A 25,569-nucleotide genomic window follows, 5' to 3' on the forward strand; every position below is an offset into this window, starting at 1 on the left:
GTCGAAGACAGGCGGATGATGTTGTCCAGTCCGTCCAGCCGGTACAGCGTTCTATGTAGCGCGCTGCGAAAACCGGCGTTCCTAAATGAATGTGCAAGCCGTGCCGAATATCCTAAAAGATTGCTAAGGGGGCCAAGGATGCGCAGTAGGGGATGGCAATGAGACTAGATGATAGGCTCCACGATTTTTTTAATCGGCCGCTGATGTGCATCATCGCCGTGGCCGACAACACCGGTCGTCCTTCGGCGGGACGGGGCGTTGGCTTCCAGCTCCTGGAAGACTACGAGAGGATCGACGTCATCTTTTCCGCATGGCAATGGCCGCGGCTCGAGACCTGCATCCGGCAGACCGGGCGGATCGCCGCGACGTTCGTCAGCCCTTCCGACTATGTGAGCTATCAGCTGAAGGGTTTCGCCGCGATGCGAGAGACGGAAACGGCTGACTTCGATCGCGCCCACTGTTTCATGACCGCAGCGACTGACGAGCTCGAATCCCTTGGCGTTCCCCGACGCCTCATCGAGCCATGGTTGACGGCACGCGAGGCTCGAGTCGCACGGCTCGCTATTAGTGAAATCTACGTCCAGACGCCCGGCCCGCTCGCCGGCATGCTGGTAGGCGAGCAGTTTGGCACGAGGTCTCAATGAACCTGCGGCTTTCCGACCTTTCTGCTTGCTTCGAAGGTGTCATCCCCTCCATCATCGCTACCGCCTCGGCCGACGGCATGCCGAACATCTCTTATCTCTCGCATGTGGTGCGGGTCGACGAGGAGCATGTCGCGCTTTCGAACCAGTTTTTCGCCAAGACGGCGGCGAATGTGCGCGCCAATCCCAAGGTCACGCTCATCCTCGTTGATGGTTTTACCGGCGACCAGTTCTTGCTTGACATCGGTTTCGTGCGCTCCATCGACGCCGGCGCGCTGTTCGACAAGATTGCCCGTCAACTCAAGGCAAGCAGTGCGCAAGTAGGCATGTCGGACGTCATGCGGCTTAGGAGCGCTGACATTTTCCGCGTGCACGGAATCGAAAAAGTTCCCTCACCGGTGGAAACTGCGTCGCCTATGGCCAGCCGCGCACCCGTCAGCCTTCCCGCCCTTGCGGAGGCGCTCAAGGCCATCGAGCAACAGGCCGAAGCCGACGAGATCATCGACAGCCTGCTCGGCGCCATTCAGCGCGTTCTCGGATATGGCAATGTGCTTGTGCTGATACACGACAATCATCGCGGCTGCCTGATCACCACCGGCAGCATCGGCTACCAGCGCTCGGGCCTCGGATCGGAAATCGCCGGCAGCGATGGATTGATCGGCGCTGCGGCAACGAGTGGCCAGACGATAAAGGTCAGTGACATGAGCCGCGTGCGCCGGTTCGGCGAAGCGATTGTCCTGGAGGCGGAAGGGGCTGAGAATACTTCGCGCACCGTCGCTTTCCCACAATTGCCAACGGCTATGAGCCAGATTGCCGTTCCTATGACCGCCGGCGGAACGGTGATGGGCGTACTCTTTATCGAGAGCACGGAGCGGCTCGCCTTCCGTGAAGAGGACGAGGCTGCTCTCGAGATTCTGGCGGGACAGGCTGCAAGCGCCCTCAGGGCCAGCGAACGCGAAGCGGCAGCCGCCGAGATGAGGCCAGCGGTTCTCCTGCCCGAGGCTGCCCCCGCCGGGCGAGATGTCCGCGTCGTCCATCACCGCTTCGACGACAGCGTGTTCGTCGACGGCACCTACATAGTTAAGGGCGTCGCCGGCACGCTGCTGCGCCTGATGCTTGAATGGCATCGGAGCGACGGTAGGAACGAATTCACGAACCGGGAAATGCGGCTCGCGGTCGGCGCCCGCATGCCAGAGATCAAGGACAATCTCGAAACACGGCTCCTGCTGTTGCGTCGCCGGCTCGAAGAGAAGCAAGCACCCATACGCCTCGTCCGCGTTGGTAGGGGCCGTGTCCGGCTGGAGGCGGAAGGACCGCTCATCCTCGACGCGACCGCAGGCGATTACCCGTGAGCTGAGTAATTTTGGCGGGCGATTCGCCGTCGCTATCTGGAGCCGATCTCAGAGGGAGGTGGCCCTTACGACCAGGCGAACGGCTTGTCCCTTGTGCGTGTCGCGATTCCCGAGGATCAAGATGTCCCGCTTGGCAAGTGTGGGGGCGAGGACTTTCTCGACATAAACAGCGCTGACTTGTAGCCTTTGTCTGCTAGTGATTCCGGACAACCAGTGAATGCGGTCCCGAGCGGCGCAGTGTTCGCACCAAGGCGCAATACAGCGGCAATCCCAGCCCCATCCTGATACCTCCAGCCAAAATGACAGGTATGTCGATTGCCTTAACAAGAATCCACGTCAAAGCTAGGGGGCCAAGCTGGCAGTGACGACCAAGTCGCGTGACGATCGAGATCGGTTATGTTCCTGACGGCAGTTCCCGCCGGAACAGGACTAAACTTGGATCATCTGCGATGTTGGTTATCTCAAAGCCCATGTCGCGCTCCGATTTCTCCACGAGGAAGGCGTTCATCGATCGGAAATACCCCGACCGCAACCAGCATATCTGCGGGTGAGAACGCCAGAAAATCGATGATCATTGGGTCGTCTGCATGAGTCATCGCCTGCAGACGTTCGTCCGGCACTTCCTTCATGCCAGACAAGAAACGGAAAGACCAATCTTCCGGCGTAACGTGGGCGAAGAAATCGGCGACCAGCATTTCGTTGGCAGGGAGCGCTCCTCAAACATGGAGGCAACTCCCGATTGACTGGTTAGGCCTGCCTGGATGTCGCGGTGAACCTGCATTGTACGTTTCCTCTCTGGTCGGCGGCGTTGCTTGGTTTCCTGTTGCCCGGAAATCTTGGCCAAACGCGATCGGCGGTTGACCTCGGTCAAGGACGCGCGATGACGTTCGCGTCGCCGCACACTTCGAGGATCTTGCAATTGGGGGTGTAGGTATGGTCAGCCAATCAATTGTCGCGCATCCGAGGTCTGCTGGCGCATTTTCGCCAAACACGGAGCGATCCAGTGGTTACATTCTTCACCCTCGGCGATTGAGCGGAGCTCATCCATGCTCAGGATTGTAATGATATGTCGATCCGTCATGGCAAGAATACCGCTCCCGGCAAACTTGGTCGTGGTACGCGAGACCGTCTCGATGGTCATGCCAAGATAGTCCGCAATATCCTGCCTTGTCATGGGAAGATCGACCACCATGTGTTGTCCTATGCGGCGGGTCGCCATTCGCAGGAGGAAACTTGCGAGTTTCTCGTCTGCGCTTCGACGCGATAGCAGGACGGCTTGGTCCTGTGCCGCCGTCATCTCATCGCAGAGCTTGGAAAAGAGCAGCTCCCGCATTGCCGGTTGACGAGCGATCTCGAGCTCGAAGAGATGGCGGGAGAAACGGCGCAACTCTACCTTCGTTACGGCTTCGACGGTGTAGACATACTGGTCCTTGAAGGATACCCCCACGAGATCACCGGGTCGCAAAAAGCCGACGATTATGCGGCGACCATCGCTCAGCAGACGGATGGCGCGCACCATGCCACAAACGACTTCGAAGACCTTGGTTGCCTTGTCTCCTTCCCAGAAGACGATTGTTCCCGCAGCGAAACGTTCGAGCGGCTGGTGCCTAAAGAGAGACGATAACCCGGTTGTACTGAAAGGCGCATCTTCAATCGAGGTTTGATTTGTTGGCTGAACCAGCCTTCGTGGCATGTTCATCAGGCATCCTCCGCTGATCGTGACCGATCAAGTTGACGCCAGAGGCGTGACCGGCGGACGACAGACATGCTACACATTGTTCTGGTGTGTAACAGAGTGTAACTGCTTGCCGCACTTGATCGCTGACAAAGTGCATTCAAAACGCTTTCAGGCAAGCAGCTGGAGCATGCTCGTTTCGTCGACGATGACGAGAGTTCGCCAGGTGGTTGATCAGCACCGTCAAGATGAAGGGTTCCGGGTCAGCAGCGCTGGCGATAGTCGTACAATGCGCGATTTCTTGGCGCGTGGCGACATCGAAGTCGTCCTTCTCGATGGGGTCCTTCCCGACACAGACGGATTTGCTTTGGCCCGCGATCTTCGCGCCCGATCCAACATTCCGTTATCATGCTGACGGGCGTAACGATCTGGTCGATCGCGTCGTCGGCCTGGGACTTGGTGCAGATGACTATTTCTCCAGCCGTTCCATTTTCGCAGATTGCTTGCACGCATCAAGGTTGCCCTGCGTCGCCACGATCCAGCCGGCAAAGATCGGGTTGAGGCCCAGGAGGAGTATTTCGATACGGAGATTGCGCGCTTACGTAGAAAGATAGAAGCAAATCCCACCAATTTATCGCTGGTCAAGTCGGTGCGGGGAGTTGGATCTGCTCTCAGTGCCCGACCCGTTCGGCAATGATCAAACCGCTATAGGTATGACGATGCCCCTTCGAGGATCAGATCCTTTGGCAGGCCACACATTCGGGTCAATGTTTGCGACAATCATGTAGCTGCAGTGATCTGCTCGGGCCACTGTTTTCAAATGACCCAGAAGTGCGTTCGAGACGCCAGCAGTGTCGGAGACCGTTGCCACAATAAAAACGGGCACATCGAGTATGTGGCCGTAGTTCGGGTCGGTTCCAGGATAAGCGATGCAGATGCCTTGTACATAGCCGATTGAATTTTCAACGGTGACAATTGAGCCTTGGGAAGATGCAACATATCGGCGATTGAAGTCGCGTTCGCAGATTGACCGCCATTGCGCGAGATTTATCGGATAATCGACGATCTCGATCAGACGGAACGCCTTGTCGACCTGATGACGAAGGATCGGTCCGGTTCGATAAGCCATTGCCATCAACTTCTCCCTGATAAAGCCTCGGCCAATCCGCATTTCTTTGGGCGCCCGCCTGAGCCCGTACGTTGACCGCAGCCTTTGTCCGCAAAGGATCGGGCAATCGTCCGGCAAGGTCATTGATGCCGGTCAATGCCCTTGGTGTTGGTCCGGGGTTTGTTGGATATGTCGCCAGTCCCGGACTGCGAAAAAGCGAGAAGCACCGAGGGCAACTTTGGGATATTCACTTTGGAGTAGCATGGTTTCGGCGCAATCATGAGAGTTGCGAAACGTTATGTCGATCAATCTCCATGGCCGTAGCGTCCTTTCGGTGGAGGTGCTGGATCCAGGCGAGTTGCGGTTTCCCGTGCAAATGGGCGGCGACCTGAAAGTAGCAAACCGCTCTGGTAGTGAGCGCCCACACCTTTTCCAAAATCGTCTGGCGTTCTTGCATGGGCATGAACTGCCATTCATACGGGCGGCGTTCGAGCTCGCTGCGCACGATCAAGGCGCCCATGTCGTCGGTATCGGGCCAGACCAGTCTGCGAACGCTGCGCCTGATGAGATCAGGCAAATGGCCGCGCTGTTTGGAAGAATATTCGATGCCATCGTATGTTGCGGGCTTGCTGACGATCTCATGACTGCCCTTGCCCAACGGGCGGGTATTCCACTCTTCAATGCCCTGTCGCAGCAATACGATCCTTGCCAGCTTGTGGCTGACTTCCAGACCATGCGTGAGCTCACGCATAAGCACCTCTCAGACTTGGCGTTGGCCGTGGTTGGAAACGGCCGGCTCGGCGGGGCTCGAACACTGGCTATCGGCGCTGCCAAGGTGGGGATGAATTTCCGCCTCGTGTCGCCCAAGGAACTGTGGCCGGATCAACAATTTATGGACGCGTCAAATCCGAAGCATGGAAAAACGGTGGCAGGTGTGCCGTGCTGGAAGACGTTGCAGCTGGCGTGCTTGATGCGGACTTCCTTCACGCCAGTCGCAGGGTTTGCCACGGGGAGGATCAAGCCCGCAATGACCACGCGGTTGCACTCCTCACGCCGTTTGGCATCAGAACGGCGACGCTTGAGGCGACCGGCAAACCGCATTGCAAGTTCATGCGCTTCGTGCCTGATTTCATCTGTCATCATGCGCACAAGTCAGCAAACGACGAAGTCGGCTCGATGGACGCATCCTGAGGCAAAGCGGTCGCACCCGCGCAAAAACGGTTCCCGCCCGGAACCTGGTGCCGAAAATTGCTTGGACATGTTTGAGTTTCTTCTGAAGTATGCTGTTCGGAACCAATTCGTGGTGGGAACACCTGGGGGGAACAATGCAAGCACGTCTCTTAACTATCGCAACCATGGCGTGTTTTTTGCTGGTTGGCGGTGCCTCGGCTGCCGACCTCAAGTCAGCGATGACGCCCGAAGTCCAAGAGACTGAGACTGGGGGCGGTTGGACCTTCTCGTTTGCACCTTACTTTTGGGCGGCAGGCCTGAAAGGGGACGTCGCATCCTTTGGATTGCCTGAAGCGCATATCGACGCAAGCTTCGGCGACATATTTGACCACCTAGAGTTCGCGGCGATGGCGATGGGTGAAGCGCGCTATGGTCCCTATAGTGTTTTCGGCGACGTGATTTACACGAAGATTTCAGGTCAGGGTGCAACGCCACGGGGGATTGTTGCATCTGATGTCTCGGTATCTGCCGAGACCTTCGCGGGATTGCTTGGAGTTGGTTACACGATATTTGAGGATTCCGCGGCTCGACTTGATGTCGCCGGCGGCGCACGCATTTGGTCCGCAGAGAACGAAGTCTCTTTTAGTGGCGGCATTCTTGATGGACGTTCCGCAACCGACGATGCGACATGGGTCGATGCGGTCGCCGGTCTTCGAGGCACCTATTCGATCTCACCTGAAATCTATCTTACGGGCTGGGGGCTTGTCGGCGCTGGGGGAGCTGATGTCGACTGGGATGTTGCCGCCGCAATCGGATACCAATTCAACGAGACTATTTCAGCGTTGGCCGGCTATCGGGCGCTGGGAGTTGACTACAGTAAAGATGGATTCGTTTTTGACGCGGTACAGCAGGGGCCAATACTGACTCTGGAAGTCCGATTTTAGCAGCTGCGCGATAGAGGGCGCACGTGACGCCCGCTCTACAGCTCAGTCGATATTTGGAGATTTCGTATAGCGTTGTCTCTATTTCGTCGCGTACGGAATTTCACCACTGCTTCCGCGTTCGATGCGGCAAACACCGCTCCTGGGGCCGTCGTTTAGCTGTAACGGGTAAAGCCGTAGTCAGTTTCAGGCTGCAATGCCGGCGATCCTGGGAATGAACCAGAGCATTGCGCTGGTGCCGACCCCGTAGGCTATCGCCCGGCGCGCAAGGGCGGCGTGGAGACCGACCATCGTGCGCCCCGCCCAGGCAATCGCCAAGGCCCCGGCAACAAAGATGATCTGTCCCGCTTCGACGCCGAGGTTGAACGCCAGCAGGCTCAGCGGCACATCGGATTGCGGCAGGCCAATCTCCTTCAAAGCGCCGGAAAAACCGAAGCCGTGCAAGAGGCCGAAGGCGAATGCCACGACCCAGGGATAGGTTTCCGAGAGGCGCGCTTTGGTAGGTCGGGACTTGAGCAATTCGCGCGCGACGAATGCAATGCTGAGCGCGATCGTCGCCTCCACCGGCCGTTGGGGAAGGCTGAGATAGCCCAGCGATGCTCCCGCAAGCGTGATGCTGTGGGCGACGGTGAAGGCTGTGATCGTCTTGAGCAGCATCCAGCGGTCATGGATCAGCAACATGAGCGCGAGCACAAAGATCAGATGATCGAAGCCCAAGAGTATGTGCTCAATGCCCAGCAGGAAATAGGTTCGGGCGACTTCAAGATAGGATTGGTTGCCCGCCGCAGTGAAGGAGGGAGCTTCCGGCAAAAGGCGCCCAACCTCGGTGCCGCCATTCTTGTATTCGATGCGCACCAGGGCTTCGGTCAATGTGGCCTTGAGCCCGTCGATGACGATCTTTCCATCCCGCAACCCCCCCGCACAGTCGGCGGTCCACCGCTCCAGATAGGCGCTGCCTTCGAACGACCGTGTCGGCGTTTCCCTTTCGATGCACTGTTTTGGCAGATGCGCGTCGAGTGCCAGCCGCATCCTGCCCTGCGCCGGCACTTTCCAGAGAACGGCGAAGGTTTCGTGCGCTGTTTCTCGAATGTCGAGAAAGGCCGGTCGCACCTCATGGGCGATAGCGGGAGCGCCGAGCAGCATCAGGATCGGCAGGGCGAAAAGGGCGGCAGGCGCTCTCATGGGCCGTCCCCCGCGGCAGTGGGTGTTTCGACGCTGATCTGGTAGCGAGCGAGCAGTTCGGCGAAGCGTTGCCGTTCGAGTTCGGCACGCTTCGCGTTTCCCCACTCCCTTGCCACGTCGTCGCGGACGTCCTCGAGTTTTGGCATCCGGCCTGGCTCATGCTTCGAGACCCGCACCAGATGGAGGCCAAAGCTGCTGGCGATTGGTCCCGTCCACTGACCGAGCGGAGCCTTTTCGAGCCCTTCCGCAAGGCTTCCACCGAAGAACTGGTCGATGGCTGACCTACTTGTGAGCTGCACGACCGCGGGAAGCAGGGAGACATCACCAAGCGAAGCGGGGTCGGCCGTGTCGTTGCTGCGGAGGTTCGCGAGCAAGGCGGCGGCGTCCTCGGCGATCGTCTTGCCATGCCGGGTGGGATTGAGAAACACCTGCTCGAATGCCAGCTTCGTATCGGTGGCGAAGGCTGCCGGATTGGCCTCGAGATAGTCTTCCAGTTCCGGATTGGTGGCCGTCACGGGGTCGGCGCTCAGGAACTCCATTTTCTGCCGCAGGCGGCGTCGCACGATCGCGTCGTCGCGGTCGAGCCCGAGTTCCAGCGCCTGGCGCACCAGGATTTCTTCCTTGATATAGTCGTCGATCATGCCCTTCAGTTCGCCCGCTGTCGGGGAGCGCTGCCAGGTCTTGTCAAACAAGGCGGCCATCTGCTCGATTTTCGCCGCAGTGACCACGATCTCGTCGGGTGCCTTCGCATTGCCGCCAAGCAGACCGTTTGCGGCGAAGATCAGCAGCGCCAGCGCCAGAAAATGCAGCAAAGGCTCTCTCAAGACACGCTTCAGCATGCTCGCCGTACTCGTTTGCCTTGCGACAGGTGCCGACGGCGTGGAGGGCGTCGCGCTCGTGTCGGGTGTGCCATCGGTGGGCTCATGGCGTGTACCAGATCGGAGAGGTGTAGGCACGCTCGGTCACTGTCATGCGCGTGCCTTCCAGCGGCTTCGTTCCAAAACGCTTGGCGTCATAGGCGGTCCACCGGGGTGTCGGGATTTCAAGCACGCGGCCGTAGTAGAAGGCCTTCTGCTTTGGGTCGAACTCCGGATCCTTCCAGACCGCGATCAGTTCCGGAGCGCCGATGGTGTTGGTCCAGGTCGCGCTTTCGACGTCGACAGTATTGCCGACGGATGGCAATTTGCCGTCCGGCCCCGGCTTGCGATCGCCGCTCCAGGCGACATCGTAGACGTGTTCATGTGTCTCGCCCTTGTCGTCGAGCCAACCCTTGACGACCTGGTAGCGATCGAGGTTTGCTCCCAACGGGTCTTTAAGGGCCGCTACGAGAAACGTCGGCGCTTTTCCTTCCGGTGCGCCGGACAAGTCGCCCCCCATTGGCACGCCCTTACCATAGCCTGTTGCAGCAGGATTGCGATTCTGAGTATCGGCTTGCTCAAAGTCGAAGCTGCCGAAAAAGCGCACCATCATGCGCGATCCCGTGGTCGCATAAGTCTCCTTGCGTTGCATCGCATCCCAAATAGATTCGCGCGTATTCTCCATCGCCCAGACAGCGGCATAGCCTGAGGCGCTGACCTGCCAATCCATTATTTTGATGCCTGCTTCGGGATTGTTGATGAAAGTGCCCTTCAGCCTTTCCTTGTTGGGTTCCATCGCCGATGTTTTGCCGAAATAATTGTCCTCCTCCATCGCCGGAAGGCCCGTATGGGCGTCAGAACTGCCTACCATGCCGAACTTGTACGGGTTGGTGCCTAGTTCCGCTTCGAGTTTGAGGCCATTGCGCAGCGCTGATCGGGCATACTCGAATTCGAGCATTTCAGGGGTCTTGGTTACAGTGGCATCCAAGTTGCCAAAATCCCATGTTTCGAAATCGGCAAACTCGTCATTTGGGGAGAGCGCCGGATGGGTTTCGCCATCGCCCTTTTCCTGCGTGGCCTCATAGAGGCGTTCCCATTTGGCGCGCTTTTCGACATAATCTTGGTCGACCGGCTTATTAGTAAACGACTCAATGATAGGGAACATAATGCCATTGGACAGGTTGCCGTTATGGGCGATCGCCAGCACGTTCCCCCCTGTCTTATCTTCATAGGCTTGCATCCAGTCCCAAAGGTCGCGAGGGTTGTCGCTGCCGAGTGGCTTCGAGGTGGTAAAGGGCAGGACCTGATCGGCCTTGTCGCCATTGTCGCGGAAAATGACGTTGCGATGAAGATTGTTGCCACCGGTGTTAGAAGTCCACTCATAGCCAATCAGGGTCGTAAATCGACCAGGATCGTTGAACTCGTCCGCAGCCTTGACGTTATCTTGCCAGGCCGATTTGAAGGCGCGGCTATCCGGCAGGTAGTTCATGCTCTTGGGAATCGTCCCTGCGCCGAAAGCCATGATGATCTGAATAGCTGCCTCGCCGCCTCGACCTGACTTCATCATGTCGTACCAAGTCTTGGCTTGCGGATCAGCCAGAATCTCCGGCTTGCCTGCAAACATATCCGGGAATAGGCCTAAATTGTCGGAGTGGTCAGCGACCACGAGGAAGTCGAGTGCTCGCGACAGCTTCGCCGGCTCTCCGCCGGATGCCACGACTTCTTCCCCGCGGGCGAAGCGATAAGCGTCACGCGGGGTCAGTCTCGCACCGAATGCGCCGGCGTCGAAAGAAGCAGCTGTGTGCAGATGCGTGTCGCCGAAGAGCGGGCGGGTTGGAAAATTGCGGCCTGCGTAAGGCGAATAGGGACTCTTTTCGGGGAAGATCAGTGCGGCCTTCTCTGAGGTCAACGTCCCCACATCGCCTCCAACTTCCTGGGCGAAGACGGGCAGGGCTGAGACAGAGAGAAGCACGACTCCAAGTCGGAAGACTGCGGCTGAGTGCACCATTGGGGACCTCCCATTCCTTTGCATGATCAATCAAAGATGATCTGGATGTAAAAATTGTCTGATTGTTCGTAGTGGCGCCCGGCAAAAATGCAGTAATAACAGTAGAAGTAGAAGTAGAGGTAGAGGTATAATTAGAAGTAGTCGTGGCTACGTGCAACCCGCCCGTGGTGCGCGGGCAGTCCCTGCAACACTCACATTGATTTGAGCAGTTGGCCAAGTGACTCGCGGGGCTATGCTATCTTCCCAGTGCCTGTTTGCAGAAGCGGTTTCCCCAATTTGCAAGGCTGCTCAATTGCTTACGCTGAAATTCCAACACGTCGTCTTTTGGCGTCGGCGGTTGCGGAAAAATTGGCCGTTGGGCGAAATATAGACTGCGTCACCATCCTTGTTGACCCTGTAAAGGTATCCGGCACGCCAACTCTGATCCGGTTCTGCGTAGCATGTTGGAGCGGTCGGAAGGCCTGGAGGTACGGCTTTTGCTATCGCATCAATGGTCGCAGTCGCGAATACCGAAGTGCTGCAGGCGACAATAACCGAAACATTGGACATCTGTACGGCCTCGGTACTTTGGAGCCTCCTCTAGAAGCCGAGGATAAGGTAAATTAGGTTGCAGGCCATGTATCGGCTTTGATCCAAATCAAATATTAGTCCAGTCCCATTCGCATATACGCCAAACATGAAATTGTGCAGGCGCTGGGAATCATCATCGGCAGTCACTTATGCTGTAGAATTATTGTATCACAACGCTCCCCGTTGTGCATTCTGCGCCAAACTAGGTGGTGAGATCCGCTAGAAGGGTCAAGTGATAAGAAGTCGCTGGAGGCCGATGTATTCCGTTCTTAAGCCTGCCGATCGCGCGATATGCACATGTCGGTTGACTCCGGCGAGATCGATACTGAGGCAACCGCGCTCTCTGGCGAGGAGCGCCTGATCGGCCGAATCTAACCACGCATGTGCTTGCGGAGAGATGACTTCGATCTCCCACCCTTTGTTTCGAGAATACGTCACGCGAAAGTCTGGTTCGGTCCCAATTCCGCCTGACTGCCCTGTTTGCCGAGGATGGATCCGTGAGTGTCCGCGCATCATCTTCTCCCTTTTTCCGCGTCGACAATGATTGCTTTTAGGTCTTCATAAATTAGATGAGACTAACGTAATTTCATTGATCCATATCAAGGAGAGGCGATACCACTTGAGTGATCTCGTTGCCTGTTGAGGGTCAAGTTGTGAAAAACAAACTCGCACTAAAGCGGTGGCATTTTAGACACGGGATTATGTGCGGGTGCGACATCGCTCTTTTCGGCGTAAGATGAGGGAAGAATTCTTCGCAAGAGCTTATGATGATCGGACCTTTGAATGGGCGAGGCTACTGCTGACGCTCCCTACTGGAGCCAGGACCAGGCCGCGTTAGCGGCGTCTCTCGGATCCGTCCCCCTAGGTCTTACCTCCGATGCCGCTGCCGCTGAGCTTGCCCTTGTTGGCCCCAACAGCGTCGAGGATACGGTGCATCTGAATGCCCTACGGCTCCTGCTGCGTCAGTTCGAAAGCCCTCTTGTGCTCATCCTGGCCTTCGCCGCAGCGATCTCTCTGGTCCTGCAGCAATGGGTCGATGCCGGCATCATTCTGGCCATCGTAATGGGAAGCTCACTGCTGAGTTTCTATCAGGAGTACCGGGCGTCCACCGCAGTCGAGGAACTGAAGAAACGCCTCGCGCTGACCTGCCGCGTCGTTCGCGATGGAGCGGAGCAACAAGTCTCGGTCAGCACGATCGTTCCCGGTGATCTCATTCTGTTATCGGCTGGTAATCTCATTCCAGCGGATGGCGTTGTGATCGATGCGGCGGACTTTCTTGTCACCGAGGCAAGCATGACCGGCGAGTCCTTCCCAGTCGAGAAGCGCCCGGGAACCATCAGGCCGGACGCGCCCATCACGGAGCGGACAAATTCGGTATTCCTGGGCGCATCGGTGCGCAGCGGTACGGCAAAGGTGCTTGCGGTAAATACAGGCCGCCGAACCGAGTTCGGCGCGATTGCCGCTAGGTTGCGGGCGCGTCAGCCTGAAACCGACTTCGCCCGCGGCGTGCGCCAGTTCGGCTATCTGCTCATTCGCGTAATGATTGTGATCGTCCTGTTTGTGCTGACTGTGAACCTCCTGCTCGATCGTCCGGTAGTTGAGTCGCTGCTATTCGCCGTTGCTTTGGCCGTTGGACTGTCGCCGGAGCTTTTGCCAGCTATCATCAGCGTCACCCTCTCGGCTGGCGCACGCGCAATGAGCAAGCGTGGGGTTATCGTGCGGCGGCTCGACGCTATCGAGAATCTTGGCAGCATGGACATCTTGTGTACCGACAAGACCGGCACGCTGACCGAGGGCACCATCGTTCTGAGCGATGTGCAGGACGCTGCCGGCCGTCCGTCGGAAAAGGTTCGACGGCTCGCGTTCCTGAATGCCGCGTTCGAGACCGGGATCAAGAACCCGTTGGATGCGGCGATTGTGGCGGCAGGCAAGGGCGCCGGCCTCACAACGAGCGGTCTGATTAAGATCGACGAAATCCCGTACGACTTCATGCGGCGTAGGCTGACCATCGTCCTGGCGGAAGGTGCAGCACCGACGCAGCATCTGTTCGTGACCAAAGGGGCGTTTTCGAACGTGCTCGACATTTGCACCTCGGTCGACCGCAATGGCGTCGACGTTCCGCTGGATGCCAAAGCGCGAGCAGAACTCGAGACCTTGTTTAAGGCCAGCGGCGCCGAAGGATTTCGGGTGCTCGCGGTTGCCACCCGTAGGGTCGCAATAGAGGCGGACTACGACCGCGACGACGAGCGCGAGATGACCTTTTGTGGCTTCCTTGTCTTCTATGACCCACCCAAGGCGGATGCAAAACGCACGATCCATGACCTCAATCGTCTTGGCATCCGCATCAAGGTGATCAGCGGCGACAATCGCTACGTAACTGCCCATCTCGCCGAGGCTGTCGGACTGGATGCCAAATCCATGCTCACCGGCGAAAAACTTGCGACTTTGAAAGACGAGGCGCTGTGGCACCTCGCGCCGCGCACCGACCTCTTCGTCGAGATTGATCCCCAGCAGAAAGAACGTATCGTGCGCGCGCTCCAGCGGACCGGGCACTCGCTCGGCTATCTCGGCGACGGGATTAATGACGCGCCGGCCCTTCATGCGGCCGATGTCGGCATCTCCGTCGAAGAGGCGGTCGACGTTGCGCGCGAGAGCGCCGACATCATCCTGTTGAGCCGCGACCTGGACGTCCTCCGCACCGGCGTTGAGGATGGTCGGCAGACATTCGCCAACACGCTGAAATATATTTCGATAACGACAAGCGCGAATTTCGGCAACATGATCAGCATGGCGCTAGCGACACCTCTTTTGCCGTTCCTGCCGCTCGCAGCCAAGCAGATCCTTCTCAACAATTTCCTCTCCGACGTGCCTTCGATCGCGATCTCCAGTGATAACGTCGATCCGGAGCGAGTGCTGCGTCCGCAGCGTTGGAACATCAAGGATATTCGGAAATTCATGGTCCTCTTCGGGCTGATCAGTTCAGTCTTCGATCTCTTGACATTCGGCGTCCTGCTCCTCGTTTTTCATGCGAATGAGGCGACGTTTCAGACGGCTTGGTTCATGATCTCGCTATTGACGGAACTGGCGGTGGTGCTCGTCCTACGCACCCACAAGCCCGCTTTCCGCAGCAAACCCAGTCAGTTGCTCTTGTGGTCGACCGTTGCGGTGGTGGTCGCGACTTTTGCCATTCCGTTCCTTGGAGGCTCGACTTCGGTGTTCGGGTTCGTACCGCTCTCAACGGCCCAACTGGCTGCTATTGTGGTCATCGTGCTCGGATACATCCTAGCCACAGAAATGGCGAAGGCGTGGTATTTCAAGTTCGAGAACTCGACGTGAGCCGCGTCAGCGCCGCATTCGGTGCGAAGGATGTCGCGTTCCATCATTGTCCCGCATTGGCGGACTCCATCATCATGCCTCCATCACCCACACGGCGTGACCGGCTAGGCTGTAATGATGGCATGAACCTCTTCGGAGACAATTTTGCCATCCCTGTTGGTATCTATCTTCCCCACCGCCGCAGCCAGCTTTTCGTTCTCAAGGCTCAGCAAATCCAAGAGAACGCGCCTCTGGGATTCGCCTGTCTCCGTCCGAAGTAAGGAACTGAATCGCCTGATGTTTTCTTTTGCGATGAAGGCGTCCATCGGGTTGCCTCGCTTTCATTTTAGGAGGCGGAAACCAGCGTCTGAGGAATGCCGGTTGGCAAACATCTATGCCCGTCGAAGACTGCGTCATAGGGCTACGCCAGATATGCGAGGCGATGCATCCTCTTCTTCGACCGGCGTCCACGATAGGCTCTTTATTGACAGGAAGCAAATTTACTCAGGCAATGAAACCGCAATGCCTAGGCGAAGGGCTGAAGGCGCTTGAGGACGAAAACGCGAGGCTGACGAAGCTGCTGGCCGTTACAAAAGCACTAGGGCAGGTTGGGATGTAAACTTCGAAAGCCCGTGGCCGGGAGCGAACAAGAAGTGGCGCGTACTCACTTGGATGGCGTGATCCGCCAAATCGCATTGCCGACGTCGTCGGCGACAAGGAGCCCTCCTCGCCGATCGACCGCCACGCCGACCGGACGCCCACGCGCCTTGTCATCCGGTCCGATAAAGCCGGTGAGGATATCCTTCGGGCGCCCTGCTGGCTTGCCGTTGGCAAACGGTACGAATACTACCTTGTAGCCACTGCGGGGCCGGCGGTTCCAGGAACCATGCTGGCCGACGAAGGCCCCGTAGCGGTATTCTTTCGGGAATAGCTGCCCGGTGTAGAAGGTCAGACCGAGCGAGGCTGTGTGCGGGCCGAGGGCATAGTCGGGAACCAGCGCATTTTGGACCAGATCCGGTCTTTGGGGCTTCACTCTGGTGTCGATGTGCTTGCCGAAATAGCTGTAGGGCCAGCCGTAGAAGCCGCCGTCCTTGACCGAAGTCATGTAATCGGGAACCAGATCGCTACCGATTTCATCACGCTCATTGACCGCCACCCAGAGCGCGCCCGACTGAGGTTGCCAGGACAGGCCGTTCGGATTGCGAAGCCCGGACGCGAAGGTGCGCACGTTTCTGGTCGCCAAATCGATTTGGAGAACCGCGGCCCTATTTGCTTCCGCTTCAATGCCATTCTCGGCGACGTTGGAGTTGGAACCAATAGTGGCATAGAGCTTCGTTCCGTGTGGGCTGGCAATCACGTCCTTGGTCCAGTGGTGATTGATCGGGCCGGCAGGCAGATCGGCGATTTTCTGCCCGCGAACCCTAATCCTCGTTTCGCCCTCGTTATAGAGATACCCCATGATCGCATCGGTATTGGCGACGTAGAGGGTGCCTTTCGAGAGCGTCATGCCGAAGGGAGAGTTCAGGTTCTCAAGAAATGTCGAGCGCGTCTCGGCGACCCCGTCGCCGTCGCCGTCCCTGAGAAGCGTAATGCGATTGGCGCTCGGCACCTCTGCCCCAGCGCGCGCCATGAACAATCCCATGACCCAGCCGCGGAGGCTGAAGCTCTTGTCTTTTTTTGGAGGTTTGTTCGTCTCGGCGACCAGGACATCGCCATTGGGCAGAACATGGATCCAGCGCGGGTGATCAAGGCCGGTTGCAAAGGCGCCAACGGAAAACCCGGTCGCGGCTGTCGGCTTTTGTCCTTCAGCCCATCCGGAAGCTTCAGCGATATTGACTGTCGGCAGCAGCGTTGGATTTGGCTTCACAAGTTGCGGGGTAGGGCCATACCCCTGTTCTGCGGTCAAAGTTGCGGTTTCACACCCTGTCACTAACAGAAGGACAAACAGGGCCGGTAGTGAGACGCTCTTCATTGCAGATACCTCCCGGCTAATGATGGAGCCGGTCGCTTGTCTGGAAGCGCGAGACGGATCCGTCGGGATCAAACAGCCTTGCCGAGATCCGTTGCATTTCGAAGAGCCTCCTGCATTCTTGCGCGCCAATCGGCGCCCGATGCCTTGAACCAGTCGACCACCTCCCTATCAACGCTGAGAGTGAGTTTAGTCGTGGATCCGTCTGAGTGCGGAGCTTTCTTCTTGAGCGCTCGCGGCCGCTCAAGGACCTGCTGCACTAGGTCGCCAGTCGCTCTTGTGTAAACTGCGTTCGCCATATGCCAGCCTTATGCTGCTCTGCCACGCGGTACGGTCACGCTCCCGTCCAACTGGCTTATCACTTCCTGTCTGGTGCGACTATGCGTTCTTCGAACTTACTTGCTGGGCAATTGCAGCAATCCTGCCGAGCTGCGTGTCAAGCGAAGTGAAGATTTGACCCCCTTCATTGATTGGTCGTTTCGTTTGTTTCAAGCGCCGATCCAGCTTTCTGTAGAAGGCCGGAGCGACGCTTTTCGCGAAGACGGTAGCTGTCGCCGCGAATGGTGATGGGACGGCACGATGGCTAACCGGTAGCACGCCCGCCGTTGCCAAGAGCGCGGGGCCGAACATTCTGAAGTCGCGGGCACACCTGTGGTTGCCCGCCGGGCATCTATTAAGGCTGGTTACGCTTCGAGGAATGCGCGGGAAAACCTCGGCTCGGTCGCTTCTATCGACCCATCCGGGAGCTTTAGAAAGCGTTCGATGGCGGTTCCATAGGTCCGCATCCAGCCGTCGAGCATCGCCGCCGCACCTTCGAGATCGCCGGCCTCGTAACGCTGCAGCGCCTTGTGCATCACTCTTGCGACGCTCACGCGCAGCTGCAGCAGCATCGAGGCCGCGGCTTCGGGATCGGGCGCATCGAGCGTTCCTTCCGCATGGCCGCGCCGTAGAATCTCGGCGACCAGCGGGATGCTGACTGCCAGCAGTGCCTCGTCGATGCGGTGGTAGAGGGCGACGTTCTCCGGTTTGAAAAGGGCGTTGAAGGTGTTCTTTAGCTGCGACGCCATTTCAAGCTTCATCCGTCGAGAGCCGGCGAATAGGGCGTTCAACTGCCCGACCGCGTCAAGCGACGGATCCCCGATGAGCGGTTGCAACGCCTCCAGGTTCCGCTGTGCCAGGCGAGTGGCGACGGCCTCGAGCAGTGCCTCCTTCGAAACGAAGTAGTGGTAGAAGGCGCCTTTGGAGACATTTGCCGCCTGAATGACGTCGTTGACCGTGGTGTTCTCGTAGCCGTGCTGAAAGAACAGCCGCTCGGCGCAATCGATCAGCTCATTCGATCGGACTTCCGGTGGTTTTTTCGTTCTGACCATAGGCACTCCCAGACCACCGGCTTCCTACGGGGGTTTAGATGGCGGTCCCACATGCGCCGGGGGCAACGCTGACATATGTCATTGAAACAAACCGACCGTCGGTCTATTTATATAGAACGGACTGGAAGCATTCAAGGAGTGTCTCGTGCGGCTAGCTCGTTATGCAATCGGAACGGTGATCGTCGCTATCATCGGCGCGGCCGGCTCTTGGTATATGCTTCGCCCGGTTCCCGTGTCCGTCATTGTCCCCAAGCGTGGCGATGCGGCGGAGATCATCTATGCAGATGGTGTCGTGGAGCCGCGCACCTGGGCGAAAGTCACGCCTACAATTGCCGAGCGCATCGTCGAACAGTGCAACTGCGAGGGTAAACGTGTCGCCAAGGGCGATGTGCTCGCCCGCCTCGACGACTCCGAAGCGCGGGCAGCGCTCGGCGAACTCCAGGCGCGCCTGACGCTGGCGAAGGAAGAGTATCGCCGCAAATTGGTGCTCTCGGAACGCAGTACGATCAGCGAACAGGAGGTCGACCGGGCCCGCAGTGAACTCGGACAGCTCGAGGCGCTCGTCGCCGGCCGTCAGGCGCGGCTCGCAACCTATGTGTTGAGAGCGCCGAGCGCCGGTCAGGTGCTCAGGCAGGACGGCGAGATCGGTGAAGTCGCCAATCTCGGTACGGTGCTTTTCTGGGTCGGAGAGCCGAGACCGCTGATCGTTACGGCCGACGTCAACGAAGAGGACATTCCACGCGTCGAAGTTGGTCAGCGCGCGCTGCTAAGATCGGATGCTTTCCCCGATCGGCAGCTGGAGGCGACGGTCGACAGCATAACGCCCAAGGGCGATCCGGTGACGAAGACCTATCGCGTTCGCTTCCGCCTGCCCGACGACACGCCTCTTCGGATCGGCATGTCGACCGACATCAACATCATCGTCAGGGTATCGCAGGACGTCCTGATCCTCCCGACCGTGGCACTGGACGGAACGAAGGCGGCGGCAATCGAGGGCAACCGTCTCAGGGTCCGTGCATTGAAAACAGGCATACGCGGCGCGGACGGCGTTGAGGTCCTGTCCGGGCTGGAAGACGACGCGCGCGTCGTTTCACCTTTCCCGACAGGTCTTGCGGACGGCACGCGCGTGAAGCCCATGCTCGCCCCTACGAAATGAGCTGGTTATGCGCCTCATCTTCGACATCGCGCTGACCCACATCTCCGGCCGAGGCCGGCAAACGATCGTTGCGATGCTGGGCGTTGCCGTCGGCGTCGGTTTCTCCATCGCCATGGCGGCGCTGATGCAGGGCGGCCAGGACGATTTCGTCCGCCAGCTTGTTGACACGATGCCGCATGTCCAAGTGACCGATGAGCATCGTACAGCGCGCCGCCAACCGGCGGAGGACCTGTTTGATGCGGCAGCCATTTCTGGACTGAGGCCACGCGACGACCGCCGCGGCATCATCAACCCCACCGCCGCACTCTCCTGGATCGGCGGCTGGATCCCCGGACGCTTCGCCGCGACCCTGAAGTCACAAGGCGTCATGCGGTATTCCGGCCAGGAAGTCGGTGCTGTGGTCATCGGCATCGATCCACAGGCGGAACCAAGCGTCTCGCCGATCATCGGAGACTTCAAGGCCGGAAGCTTCGCCGCACTTGCCGCTGGCGGTAACAACGTGGTGATCGGTGACACCATGGCATCCCGCCTCGGCGCCAAGCTCGGCGATACGATCACCGCCGTCTCTTCGGAAGGGCTCAGTCGTCGTTTCAAGATTGTTGGCCTTTTCCATACCGGCACCACGGCGCGTGACGAAGGCGAGACCTATGTGCTGCAGAAGAACGCGCAGATCCTTTCGGCCCGCCCGAACGCGATCAATGAGATCAACATCAAGCTAGATAATCCGAACGCGGCACCCACCGTGGCGCGTCGCATCGAGGCGGAACTCGGCTACAAGGCGGTCGCCTGGCAGGAGGCGAACGAGTCCATCCTCGAGGCGCTGGTCGTGCGCAATGTCATCATGTACACAGTCGTTGCAGCGATCATGCTGGTCGCAGGCTTTGGCATCTTCAACATCATCTCCACGATCACGCACGAGAAGGCGCGCGACATCGCCATCATGAAGTCGCTGGGTTTCACCGAGGCCGACATGCGCGTCCTGTTCGTGCTCGAAGGTGTGGCAATCGCCACGGCCGGCACGCTTCTCGGCTGGGCGCTTGGCTTCACCATGGTCTACGCCCTCTCGCTCGTCCATTTCGAAATATCGACGACCGGCAGAGAAATGACTCGGCTGCCGATCGCCTGGAGCACATTGCACTATCTGATCGCCGCCGCTTTCGCACTCGGCACGGCCGCCGTCGCCGGATATCTGCCGGCAAGGCGGGCAGCTCGCGCCAATCCGGTCGATATCATCAGGGGTGCGGCATGAACACGCTGATCGAAACAAAGGATCTGACACGCATCCTCAGAGAGGCGGTGCCGGTCGCCCTGGTTAGGGACGTGTCCCTGAGCATCGGCGAGCGGGAATTTGTCGCGGTCACCGGCCCCTCAGGCTCGGGTAAGTCGTCGCTTCTCTATTTGCTCGGCTTGCTCGACCGGCCAACTGACGGCACGGTCACGATCCGCGGCAGGGATACGGCCCTGATGGACGAGGACGAACGGGCCGCCATGCGGCTTGTCAATATCGGCTTCGTTTTCCAGTTCCATTTCCTCCTGCCGGAGTTTACCGCCCGTGAAAACGTCGAGATCCCCATGCGCAAGCTCAGGCATCTAGGCCGCAACGAGATGCGCCAAAGGGCGAGTGATCTGCTTGCCGCACTTGGCCTTGCAGATCATCTCGACAAGCGTCCCGACCAACTTTCCGGCGGCCAGCGCCAGCGCGTGGCGGTGGCCCGCGCGCTCGCCAACGATCCGCCGCTGATCCTTGCCGATGAGCCGACCGGCAGCCTCGATAGCCAGAGTTCCGAACAGGTGTTCATGATTTTGGAGAAGCTCGTTCGCGAACAAGGAAAGACGGTGATCGCGGTCACGCATGACCTTGAAATGGCGTCGCGGATGGACCGGCGTCTTCATCTCATTGATGGGCGCCTGACCATGGGAGCAGCCACAGGCGACTTTAGGTCGACGCATGAACCCTGAATGAGGATACGCGATGGAGATGACGATGTCCCAGGCAGAGCCGCCGCCAATCGTAGCAGGATCACGAAGGTATCGGCAGTGCATCGCGCAGGAAATGCGCGCCTTTGAGGACAAGGTTCGGTCTGGAACACAGGGCCGAGCTCAAGAGGAACAGAGATCCTTAGGGGAGGGGAAACAGGCCACCTTGGGTAGTCCACCATCTTCTTGGCCACCTACTGGGTAAAGAGGGGGCCAGCGACCTACACACCGATGTGCCCAACAATCACTCTCGGGCCTACGTTGCAGCCCCGTTCTTGGCACCGTGATCCCGCGGTGGCAACCGTCTTGTCTACGTCGAATTGAGAGCCCAAGTCCTCAGCGTCTGCCTATGGCGAAGCATCAGACCGGGCTGATGTTTTCGGTTGAGCGTTGCCGGCGGTTACGGAGCTTTCCTTTTGGGAGCGATTATCTGTCGAACCCGGGAGCAATTACCGACAAACACGTTCAACTTGTTGTTCGGTTTTTCGACAAAAGGGCGCGCTCAGGTGAAGCGTTCTTCCAGATAACCAACACCAAAATCGACAATGTCCTTAGCGTCGAAAACGATGGAGCAGGCCCTGCCGACGATCCCCTGCGTGTGCCGCCCCTCGAGCAGGTAAGCGCGCGCAATGGACTCAACCGCATCCATGGTGGCTTCTCCCGCAAAGACGTCTAGAATGCCGTTCGAGTCAAATTCTGCAACGTCGACCCAGTCCGGAGGAGATGAGCCTCCAGGCTGGGGCGCTCGATAAGTAATGATGCGTTTGCCGGGAATGCGCGCTACGGCCTCCGCGTAGTGAAGCACCGTGACGGAATCGAGCGGAGCTCCTAGCAGCAGGACCTTGCATCCGCGTGCTATAAGTCGCTCAATCGGGGAGCCCGGCCCATAGCCTGTGCCGAGGGGGTGAAGCGCGGTAATCTCGCTCGCCAGGGCGCCCACGGCAAAAATGGACGCGTCGGGATGGGGGCTGCGATGCGTGCCATCCAGTCTTAACAGGAAGGTGTTGAGCGTGCCGAAGCCGTGGTACGGAGGGGAATCGGGTTCGAAGCGTGGCCAGGCGCGTTCTTCTTTCCTTGGAAGACGTCGCCCACCAAGCGTTGCTTCGTAGGGCGAATACTCCCAGGATACATAGGCTGCGAGCGTGCCGGCCGCCCCGACGGCTTCTCTTAACGCTAAGGCGACTGTCATAGGTCCACCATCAACAGGTCCGACCGTGCTCAGCGATGCATGGACCATCACCACATCGCCGTCGCGGATGCCCAGCCGTCGCAAATCGTCAATCAAGGATTTTTTTGTACTCGCTTGCATCGAGGGCCTCCTGTATCTGGCGAATAACGCCAGCCAGGCGACCATTTGCGCAAGTCCCTTCGCGCAGGAAACGTCGCACGGATTGGGCCCAAGGCGTGCGGAAGCTCTGTCTCGTCGATTTTGAGCAGCAAAGTCCTAGTTGTTGCACTAACAAGCCGCCGGGGGGAGATGTTTCCGACCCAGCTTTTCCAGGTGCAGGTCGGCATTGAAACCATAGACAACCATGCTGGCAACGATCCACCGGCGGCCACAATCTTCTGACGAAGTTCGAACTTGGCGCGGACAGCAACCGCTTCAATCGCGGTATTGACACCCGTGCCCCCGTTAGTGCCCTCATCAATCGCGAGGCATGTTCACCGCTCAACGGGATCGTCTGCGTTGCACCGAAACGTCTTGCAACAATCAGCCGGTTCTTGCGTAAGTCGGTCCTGATGCGTTCTCCTGGCGGTTTGAGTCGCGCGTCATATGTCGAGATCGCTCTTGCCCGCAAGAAATTGCCTTGGTCTGGATGTCGGTGCCGGGAGATGCGTGGGGCGCAACGCGCTCTACAAGGAGCATCAGTGAATATCGACGCTGACGACCTGTTCTGTGGTTGCCGAACCAGTCCGTTTGATGGCTCGGCTCTATTCGCTCATGCCGTCAGGCAACAGCAAGGTTCAAGAAGACCGGGGCCTCCGTCATCCAGTGGAAGATCCACTGCGAAAGAGAACAAGAGGTCCATCTTTGCAATGAGGGAAAGTGCCTTTTGTTGCGGCTCGGCCTGCTCTCGGAGACCGCGGTATCGCATTCTCCGAGATCGGGGGAGGATACTCGGATCGCGTTATTCGGTGACCGTCAACATGGCGTGCATACCAGCTTCGTAATGGCCCTTGATATTGCAGAGAAGTGCGTAGGAACCCGGCGCGAGTTTCGCCTTGAGCTGACCTTCTGAACCGGGTTTCAGCTCCGAAACCTCGCCCATGCTTTTGAGCGTCTTCTCGTCGATCCGCCCCTTGGCTGCATCAACGACAATTTCCTGCTCGGCAGACTTCAGCTTCACGAGTACCATCTCATGCTCTTCCGTAATAGCGTCGTTGTGAACCAGGAATGTCGTCTCGCCGGCCTTGACCGTGGACTGATCGAGTGTGAGGGTCATCGCACCACCGGCTTCCCCACCCTCTGTGACCTTGACTGTGGTTCCGGCGAATGCTGGCGTTGCAAGACAGGCGATGGCAAACGCGGTAAATGTGTTGCGGAGGTGTCGCATGCAGAGTTCTCCTTGGTACGGGTAATCCACGATGTTGCGTGGCGCCGAACCTATTGGGTCGGTACTGTCGGTTTCCTGTCAGCCCATCGAATCGCTGCTGCAGAAAAGACGTGCCCATACGACCGCACGGCTTTGACAATGCGCTCCTTCTGGTTGGCGTCGATTTCCACGAACAGGTTCGCCTTCTCCGCCTCGGCGAAAAGCTTGCTCTTCGTCAGTCGGCTGCTCCCTCGGTCAAGGTGCCTGTCTTGTCCGTGCAAGAACATCAATGCTTCCTAGGTTAAAAGCAGCTCAGATTACATGCAGAATATCGAAGGCCGAACAGTCCAGTTCAAATAGCATCAATTGCGCAACTCGACTTGGCAGCTTCCATGCTGGCGCCTTTCCCGGGGCGAGACTTGCGGGGGACACTTCGGAACACGTGAGGTGACGGGCGACCGGATCGGGCTCGGTATATATTGCCGTTTATGGCGTCCATCCATCGTCGTCCGGAAAATCCATGGTGCACCACCAAACTGCTGGAAGTGCTATCGCGGGCGAGTTTTTCGGTTCTCGACTGAACGCATAGGCGGGCCGATGCCGTGGTAACATATAGATTGGTCGAGATTGTGCCTCTCGTTGTGATCCGAGCAGGTGAAGATGGCCGCGCCTTACAATCGTGGACACACCGCATAGGAGACTAATTCGGCTTTAAGATCCTCGGCGCCCGACGAAAGACTGTGCTGGCGCCGCTGCATTCGATCAGATCGATTGTAGCGACACGAACAACTCTCACGCTCAATCTGTCCTGTCTTCGAACCCGGCAGCGTCGGTCAAAATCAGGCTGACTGCGTGTGACGATGATCCAGTTTCCTCCAGATGCCGTATCTCTAGCGCTGGACAATTTCTGGCGAACCACGGTTAGGAGAGCCCGCATGGTGCGGGCTGCAAGGAGGAATGAACGCAAATGAAACGGTCCCTTACACCTACCGCCGCGATCGCGTCGATTTTCGCTCTCGTAGCATTCACTGCGAACGCCGAGAATCCGATGGTCGGCGGAGCGGCCATGTCCGAAAGCAAGAACATTGTGGAGAACGCTGCAAACTCGAAAGACCATACGACACTGGTCGCCGCTGTGACGGCCGCGGGCCTCGTGGAAACGCTGTCGGGAGATGGTCCTTTCACCGTTTTTGCGCCGACTAATGCAGCATTCGAAGCCTTGCCGGCAGGTACCGTCGAAGAACTGCTAAAGCCAGAGAACAAGGAGAAACTGACGAAAGTGCTGACTTGTCATGTGGTGGCTGCCAATGCGCTCTCTGAGGCTGTCGGAAAGATGATTGCCGATGACGGCGGCAACCATGCGGTTAAGACCGTCGGAGGCTGCACGCTTTCTGCAAAGATGGACGGCGACAAGATCACACTGACCGACGAAGCAGGCGGCACAGCAACTGTGACGGTCGCCGACGTCAAACAGTCCAACGGTGTAATTCATGTGATCGATAAGGTTCTGCTTCCAAAATCGTCATAAAGGCAACCAACAAAGCGCAAGCGTTCTTAACTCTGCCGCCGACCATGTCGGCGGCAGTTGAGCGGCAGGAGATTTAAGCGCTCTTGACCAAAAAAAGATGATATTGCATGTCAAAGCCGCAGTTTGATTTTCTGTCACACATCAAGGCCTCAGCGCCACGTCAGGCAGCTGGCTAGTTCAGGCGAACCGGTGTCACGACACACCAGGCAGGCCACC

The 25,569-nt window shown here is 58.3% G+C and carries 21 protein-coding genes and 1 pseudogene; 10 read left to right on the plus strand and 12 right to left on the minus strand.

What is annotated here, in order from left to right; all coding sequences use genetic code 11:
* Positions 1-158 precede the first annotated feature (158 nt).
* A complete protein-coding gene (locus HT585_RS23985; RefSeq protein ID WP_176355301.1) occupies positions 159-644 on the plus strand; it encodes a pyridoxamine 5'-phosphate oxidase family protein in 486 nt (161 codons plus the stop codon).
* Entirely contained in the window at positions 641-1,993 is a 1,353-nt protein-coding gene (locus tag HT585_RS23990; RefSeq protein WP_176355302.1) for a GAF domain-containing protein, read from the plus strand. Before HT585_RS23985 ends, HT585_RS23990 begins: the two co-directional genes overlap by 4 nt.
* Positions 1,994-2,454: 461 nt before the next feature.
* Here the strand turns inward: HT585_RS23990 and HT585_RS23995 are convergent, their stop codons facing one another.
* The 3 genes from HT585_RS23995 to HT585_RS24005 form a co-directional block, all read right to left on the minus strand.
* Positions 2,455-2,688 (minus strand): hypothetical protein, encoded by a 234-nt coding sequence (locus HT585_RS23995; protein WP_176355303.1) that lies wholly within the window; start codon positions 2,686-2,688, stop codon positions 2,455-2,457.
* A gap of 242 nt (positions 2,689-2,930) precedes the next feature.
* On the minus strand, positions 2,931-3,692 hold the full coding sequence (locus tag HT585_RS24000) for a Crp/Fnr family transcriptional regulator (RefSeq protein ID WP_176355304.1): 762 nt from the start codon (positions 3,690-3,692) through the stop codon (positions 2,931-2,933).
* A 673-nt stretch (positions 3,693-4,365) separates the two neighbouring features.
* A complete protein-coding gene (locus HT585_RS24005; RefSeq protein WP_176355305.1) occupies positions 4,366-4,803 on the minus strand; it encodes a hypothetical protein in 438 nt (145 codons plus the stop codon).
* A gap of 349 nt (positions 4,804-5,152) precedes the next feature.
* Between HT585_RS24005 and HT585_RS32290 the strand changes: the two are divergent.
* The 3 genes and pseudogenes from HT585_RS32290 to HT585_RS24015 form a co-directional block, all read left to right on the plus strand.
* A pseudogene (locus HT585_RS32290) lies at positions 5,153-5,458 on the plus strand (hypothetical protein); the annotation flags it as partial.
* A 257-nt stretch (positions 5,459-5,715) separates the two neighbouring features.
* Positions 5,716-5,967, plus strand: coding sequence for a hypothetical protein (locus tag HT585_RS31855; RefSeq protein ID WP_246707888.1), 252 nt, complete (start codon positions 5,716-5,718; stop codon positions 5,965-5,967).
* A gap of 134 nt (positions 5,968-6,101) precedes the next feature.
* Entirely contained in the window at positions 6,102-6,890 is a 789-nt protein-coding gene (locus HT585_RS24015) for a hypothetical protein (RefSeq protein WP_176355307.1), read from the plus strand.
* A 183-nt stretch (positions 6,891-7,073) separates the two neighbouring features.
* Here HT585_RS24015 and HT585_RS24020 read toward each other — a convergent pair whose 3' ends face one another.
* The 3 genes from HT585_RS24020 to HT585_RS24030 all read right to left on the minus strand — a co-directional run bounded on the left by HT585_RS24020 (position 7,074) and on the right by HT585_RS24030 (position 10,934).
* On the minus strand, positions 7,074-8,069 hold the full coding sequence (locus tag HT585_RS24020; protein ID WP_176355308.1) for a HupE/UreJ family protein: 996 nt from the start codon (positions 8,067-8,069) through the stop codon (positions 7,074-7,076).
* Entirely contained in the window at positions 8,066-8,908 is an 843-nt protein-coding gene (locus tag HT585_RS24025; protein ID WP_246707889.1) for a peptidyl-prolyl cis-trans isomerase, read from the minus strand. The genes HT585_RS24020 and HT585_RS24025 overlap by 4 nt, the downstream gene beginning before the upstream one ends.
* A gap of 82 nt (positions 8,909-8,990) precedes the next feature.
* Positions 8,991-10,934, minus strand: a complete 1,944-nt coding sequence (locus HT585_RS24030) for a DUF3604 domain-containing protein (protein WP_176355309.1) — start codon at positions 10,932-10,934, stop codon at positions 8,991-8,993.
* A gap of 1,353 nt (positions 10,935-12,287) precedes the next feature.
* On the opposite strand from HT585_RS24030, the gene mgtA reads away from it, so the two are divergent.
* Positions 12,288-14,840, plus strand: coding sequence for a magnesium-translocating P-type ATPase (mgtA, locus tag HT585_RS24035; protein ID WP_176355310.1), 2,553 nt, complete (start codon positions 12,288-12,290; stop codon positions 14,838-14,840).
* A 104-nt stretch (positions 14,841-14,944) separates the two neighbouring features.
* Here the strand turns inward: mgtA and HT585_RS24040 are convergent, their stop codons facing one another.
* The 4 genes from HT585_RS24040 to HT585_RS24055 all read right to left on the minus strand — a co-directional run bounded on the left by HT585_RS24040 (position 14,945) and on the right by HT585_RS24055 (position 18,158).
* On the minus strand, positions 14,945-15,145 hold the full coding sequence (locus HT585_RS24040; RefSeq protein ID WP_176355139.1) for a hypothetical protein: 201 nt from the start codon (positions 15,143-15,145) through the stop codon (positions 14,945-14,947).
* 338 nt (positions 15,146-15,483) lie between these two features.
* Entirely contained in the window at positions 15,484-16,791 is a 1,308-nt protein-coding gene (locus HT585_RS24045; protein ID WP_176355311.1) for a PQQ-dependent sugar dehydrogenase, read from the minus strand.
* A gap of 68 nt (positions 16,792-16,859) precedes the next feature.
* On the minus strand, positions 16,860-17,087 hold the full coding sequence (locus HT585_RS32295) for a BrnA antitoxin family protein (RefSeq protein ID WP_176355312.1): 228 nt from the start codon (positions 17,085-17,087) through the stop codon (positions 16,860-16,862).
* 384 nt (positions 17,088-17,471) lie between these two features.
* On the minus strand, positions 17,472-18,158 hold the full coding sequence (locus HT585_RS24055) for a TetR/AcrR family transcriptional regulator (RefSeq protein ID WP_176355313.1): 687 nt from the start codon (positions 18,156-18,158) through the stop codon (positions 17,472-17,474).
* A gap of 145 nt (positions 18,159-18,303) precedes the next feature.
* Between HT585_RS24055 and HT585_RS24060 the strand changes: the two genes are divergently transcribed.
* The 3 genes from HT585_RS24060 to HT585_RS24070 are packed head-to-tail and all read left to right on the plus strand — an operon-like array spanning position 18,304 to position 21,273.
* Positions 18,304-19,314 carry an efflux RND transporter periplasmic adaptor subunit gene (locus HT585_RS24060; RefSeq protein WP_343214073.1) on the plus strand — a complete coding sequence of 337 codons (1,011 nt, stop codon included), beginning with the start codon at positions 18,304-18,306 and terminating at the stop codon, positions 19,312-19,314.
* Positions 19,315-19,321: 7 nt separating this feature from the next.
* On the plus strand, positions 19,322-20,563 hold the full coding sequence (locus HT585_RS24065) for an ABC transporter permease (protein WP_176355314.1): 1,242 nt from the start codon (positions 19,322-19,324) through the stop codon (positions 20,561-20,563).
* Entirely contained in the window at positions 20,560-21,273 is a 714-nt protein-coding gene (locus tag HT585_RS24070; protein WP_176355315.1) for an ABC transporter ATP-binding protein, read from the plus strand. Before HT585_RS24065 ends, HT585_RS24070 begins: the two co-directional genes overlap by 4 nt.
* 520 nt (positions 21,274-21,793) lie before the next feature.
* On the opposite strand, the gene aac(3) is transcribed toward HT585_RS24070, so the two are convergent.
* Both aac(3) and HT585_RS24080 read right to left on the minus strand, forming a co-directional pair.
* Complete coding sequence (gene aac(3) / locus HT585_RS24075) at positions 21,794-22,600, minus strand: aminoglycoside 3-N-acetyltransferase (protein WP_176355316.1); 807 nt, start codon at positions 22,598-22,600, stop codon at positions 21,794-21,796.
* A gap of 820 nt (positions 22,601-23,420) precedes the next feature.
* Positions 23,421-23,846, minus strand: coding sequence for a plastocyanin/azurin family copper-binding protein (locus HT585_RS24080; protein WP_176355317.1), 426 nt, complete (start codon positions 23,844-23,846; stop codon positions 23,421-23,423).
* 946 nt (positions 23,847-24,792) lie between these two features.
* Between HT585_RS24080 and HT585_RS24085 the strand changes: the two genes are divergently transcribed.
* On the plus strand, positions 24,793-25,353 hold the full coding sequence (locus HT585_RS24085) for a fasciclin domain-containing protein (RefSeq protein ID WP_176355318.1): 561 nt from the start codon (positions 24,793-24,795) through the stop codon (positions 25,351-25,353).
* Positions 25,354-25,569 lie beyond the last annotated feature (216 nt).

Origin of the sequence: Ensifer oleiphilus, from assembly GCF_013371465.1 — a bacterium.
GTDB classification, from domain to species: domain Bacteria; phylum Pseudomonadota; class Alphaproteobacteria; order Rhizobiales; family Rhizobiaceae; genus Ensifer; species Ensifer oleiphilus.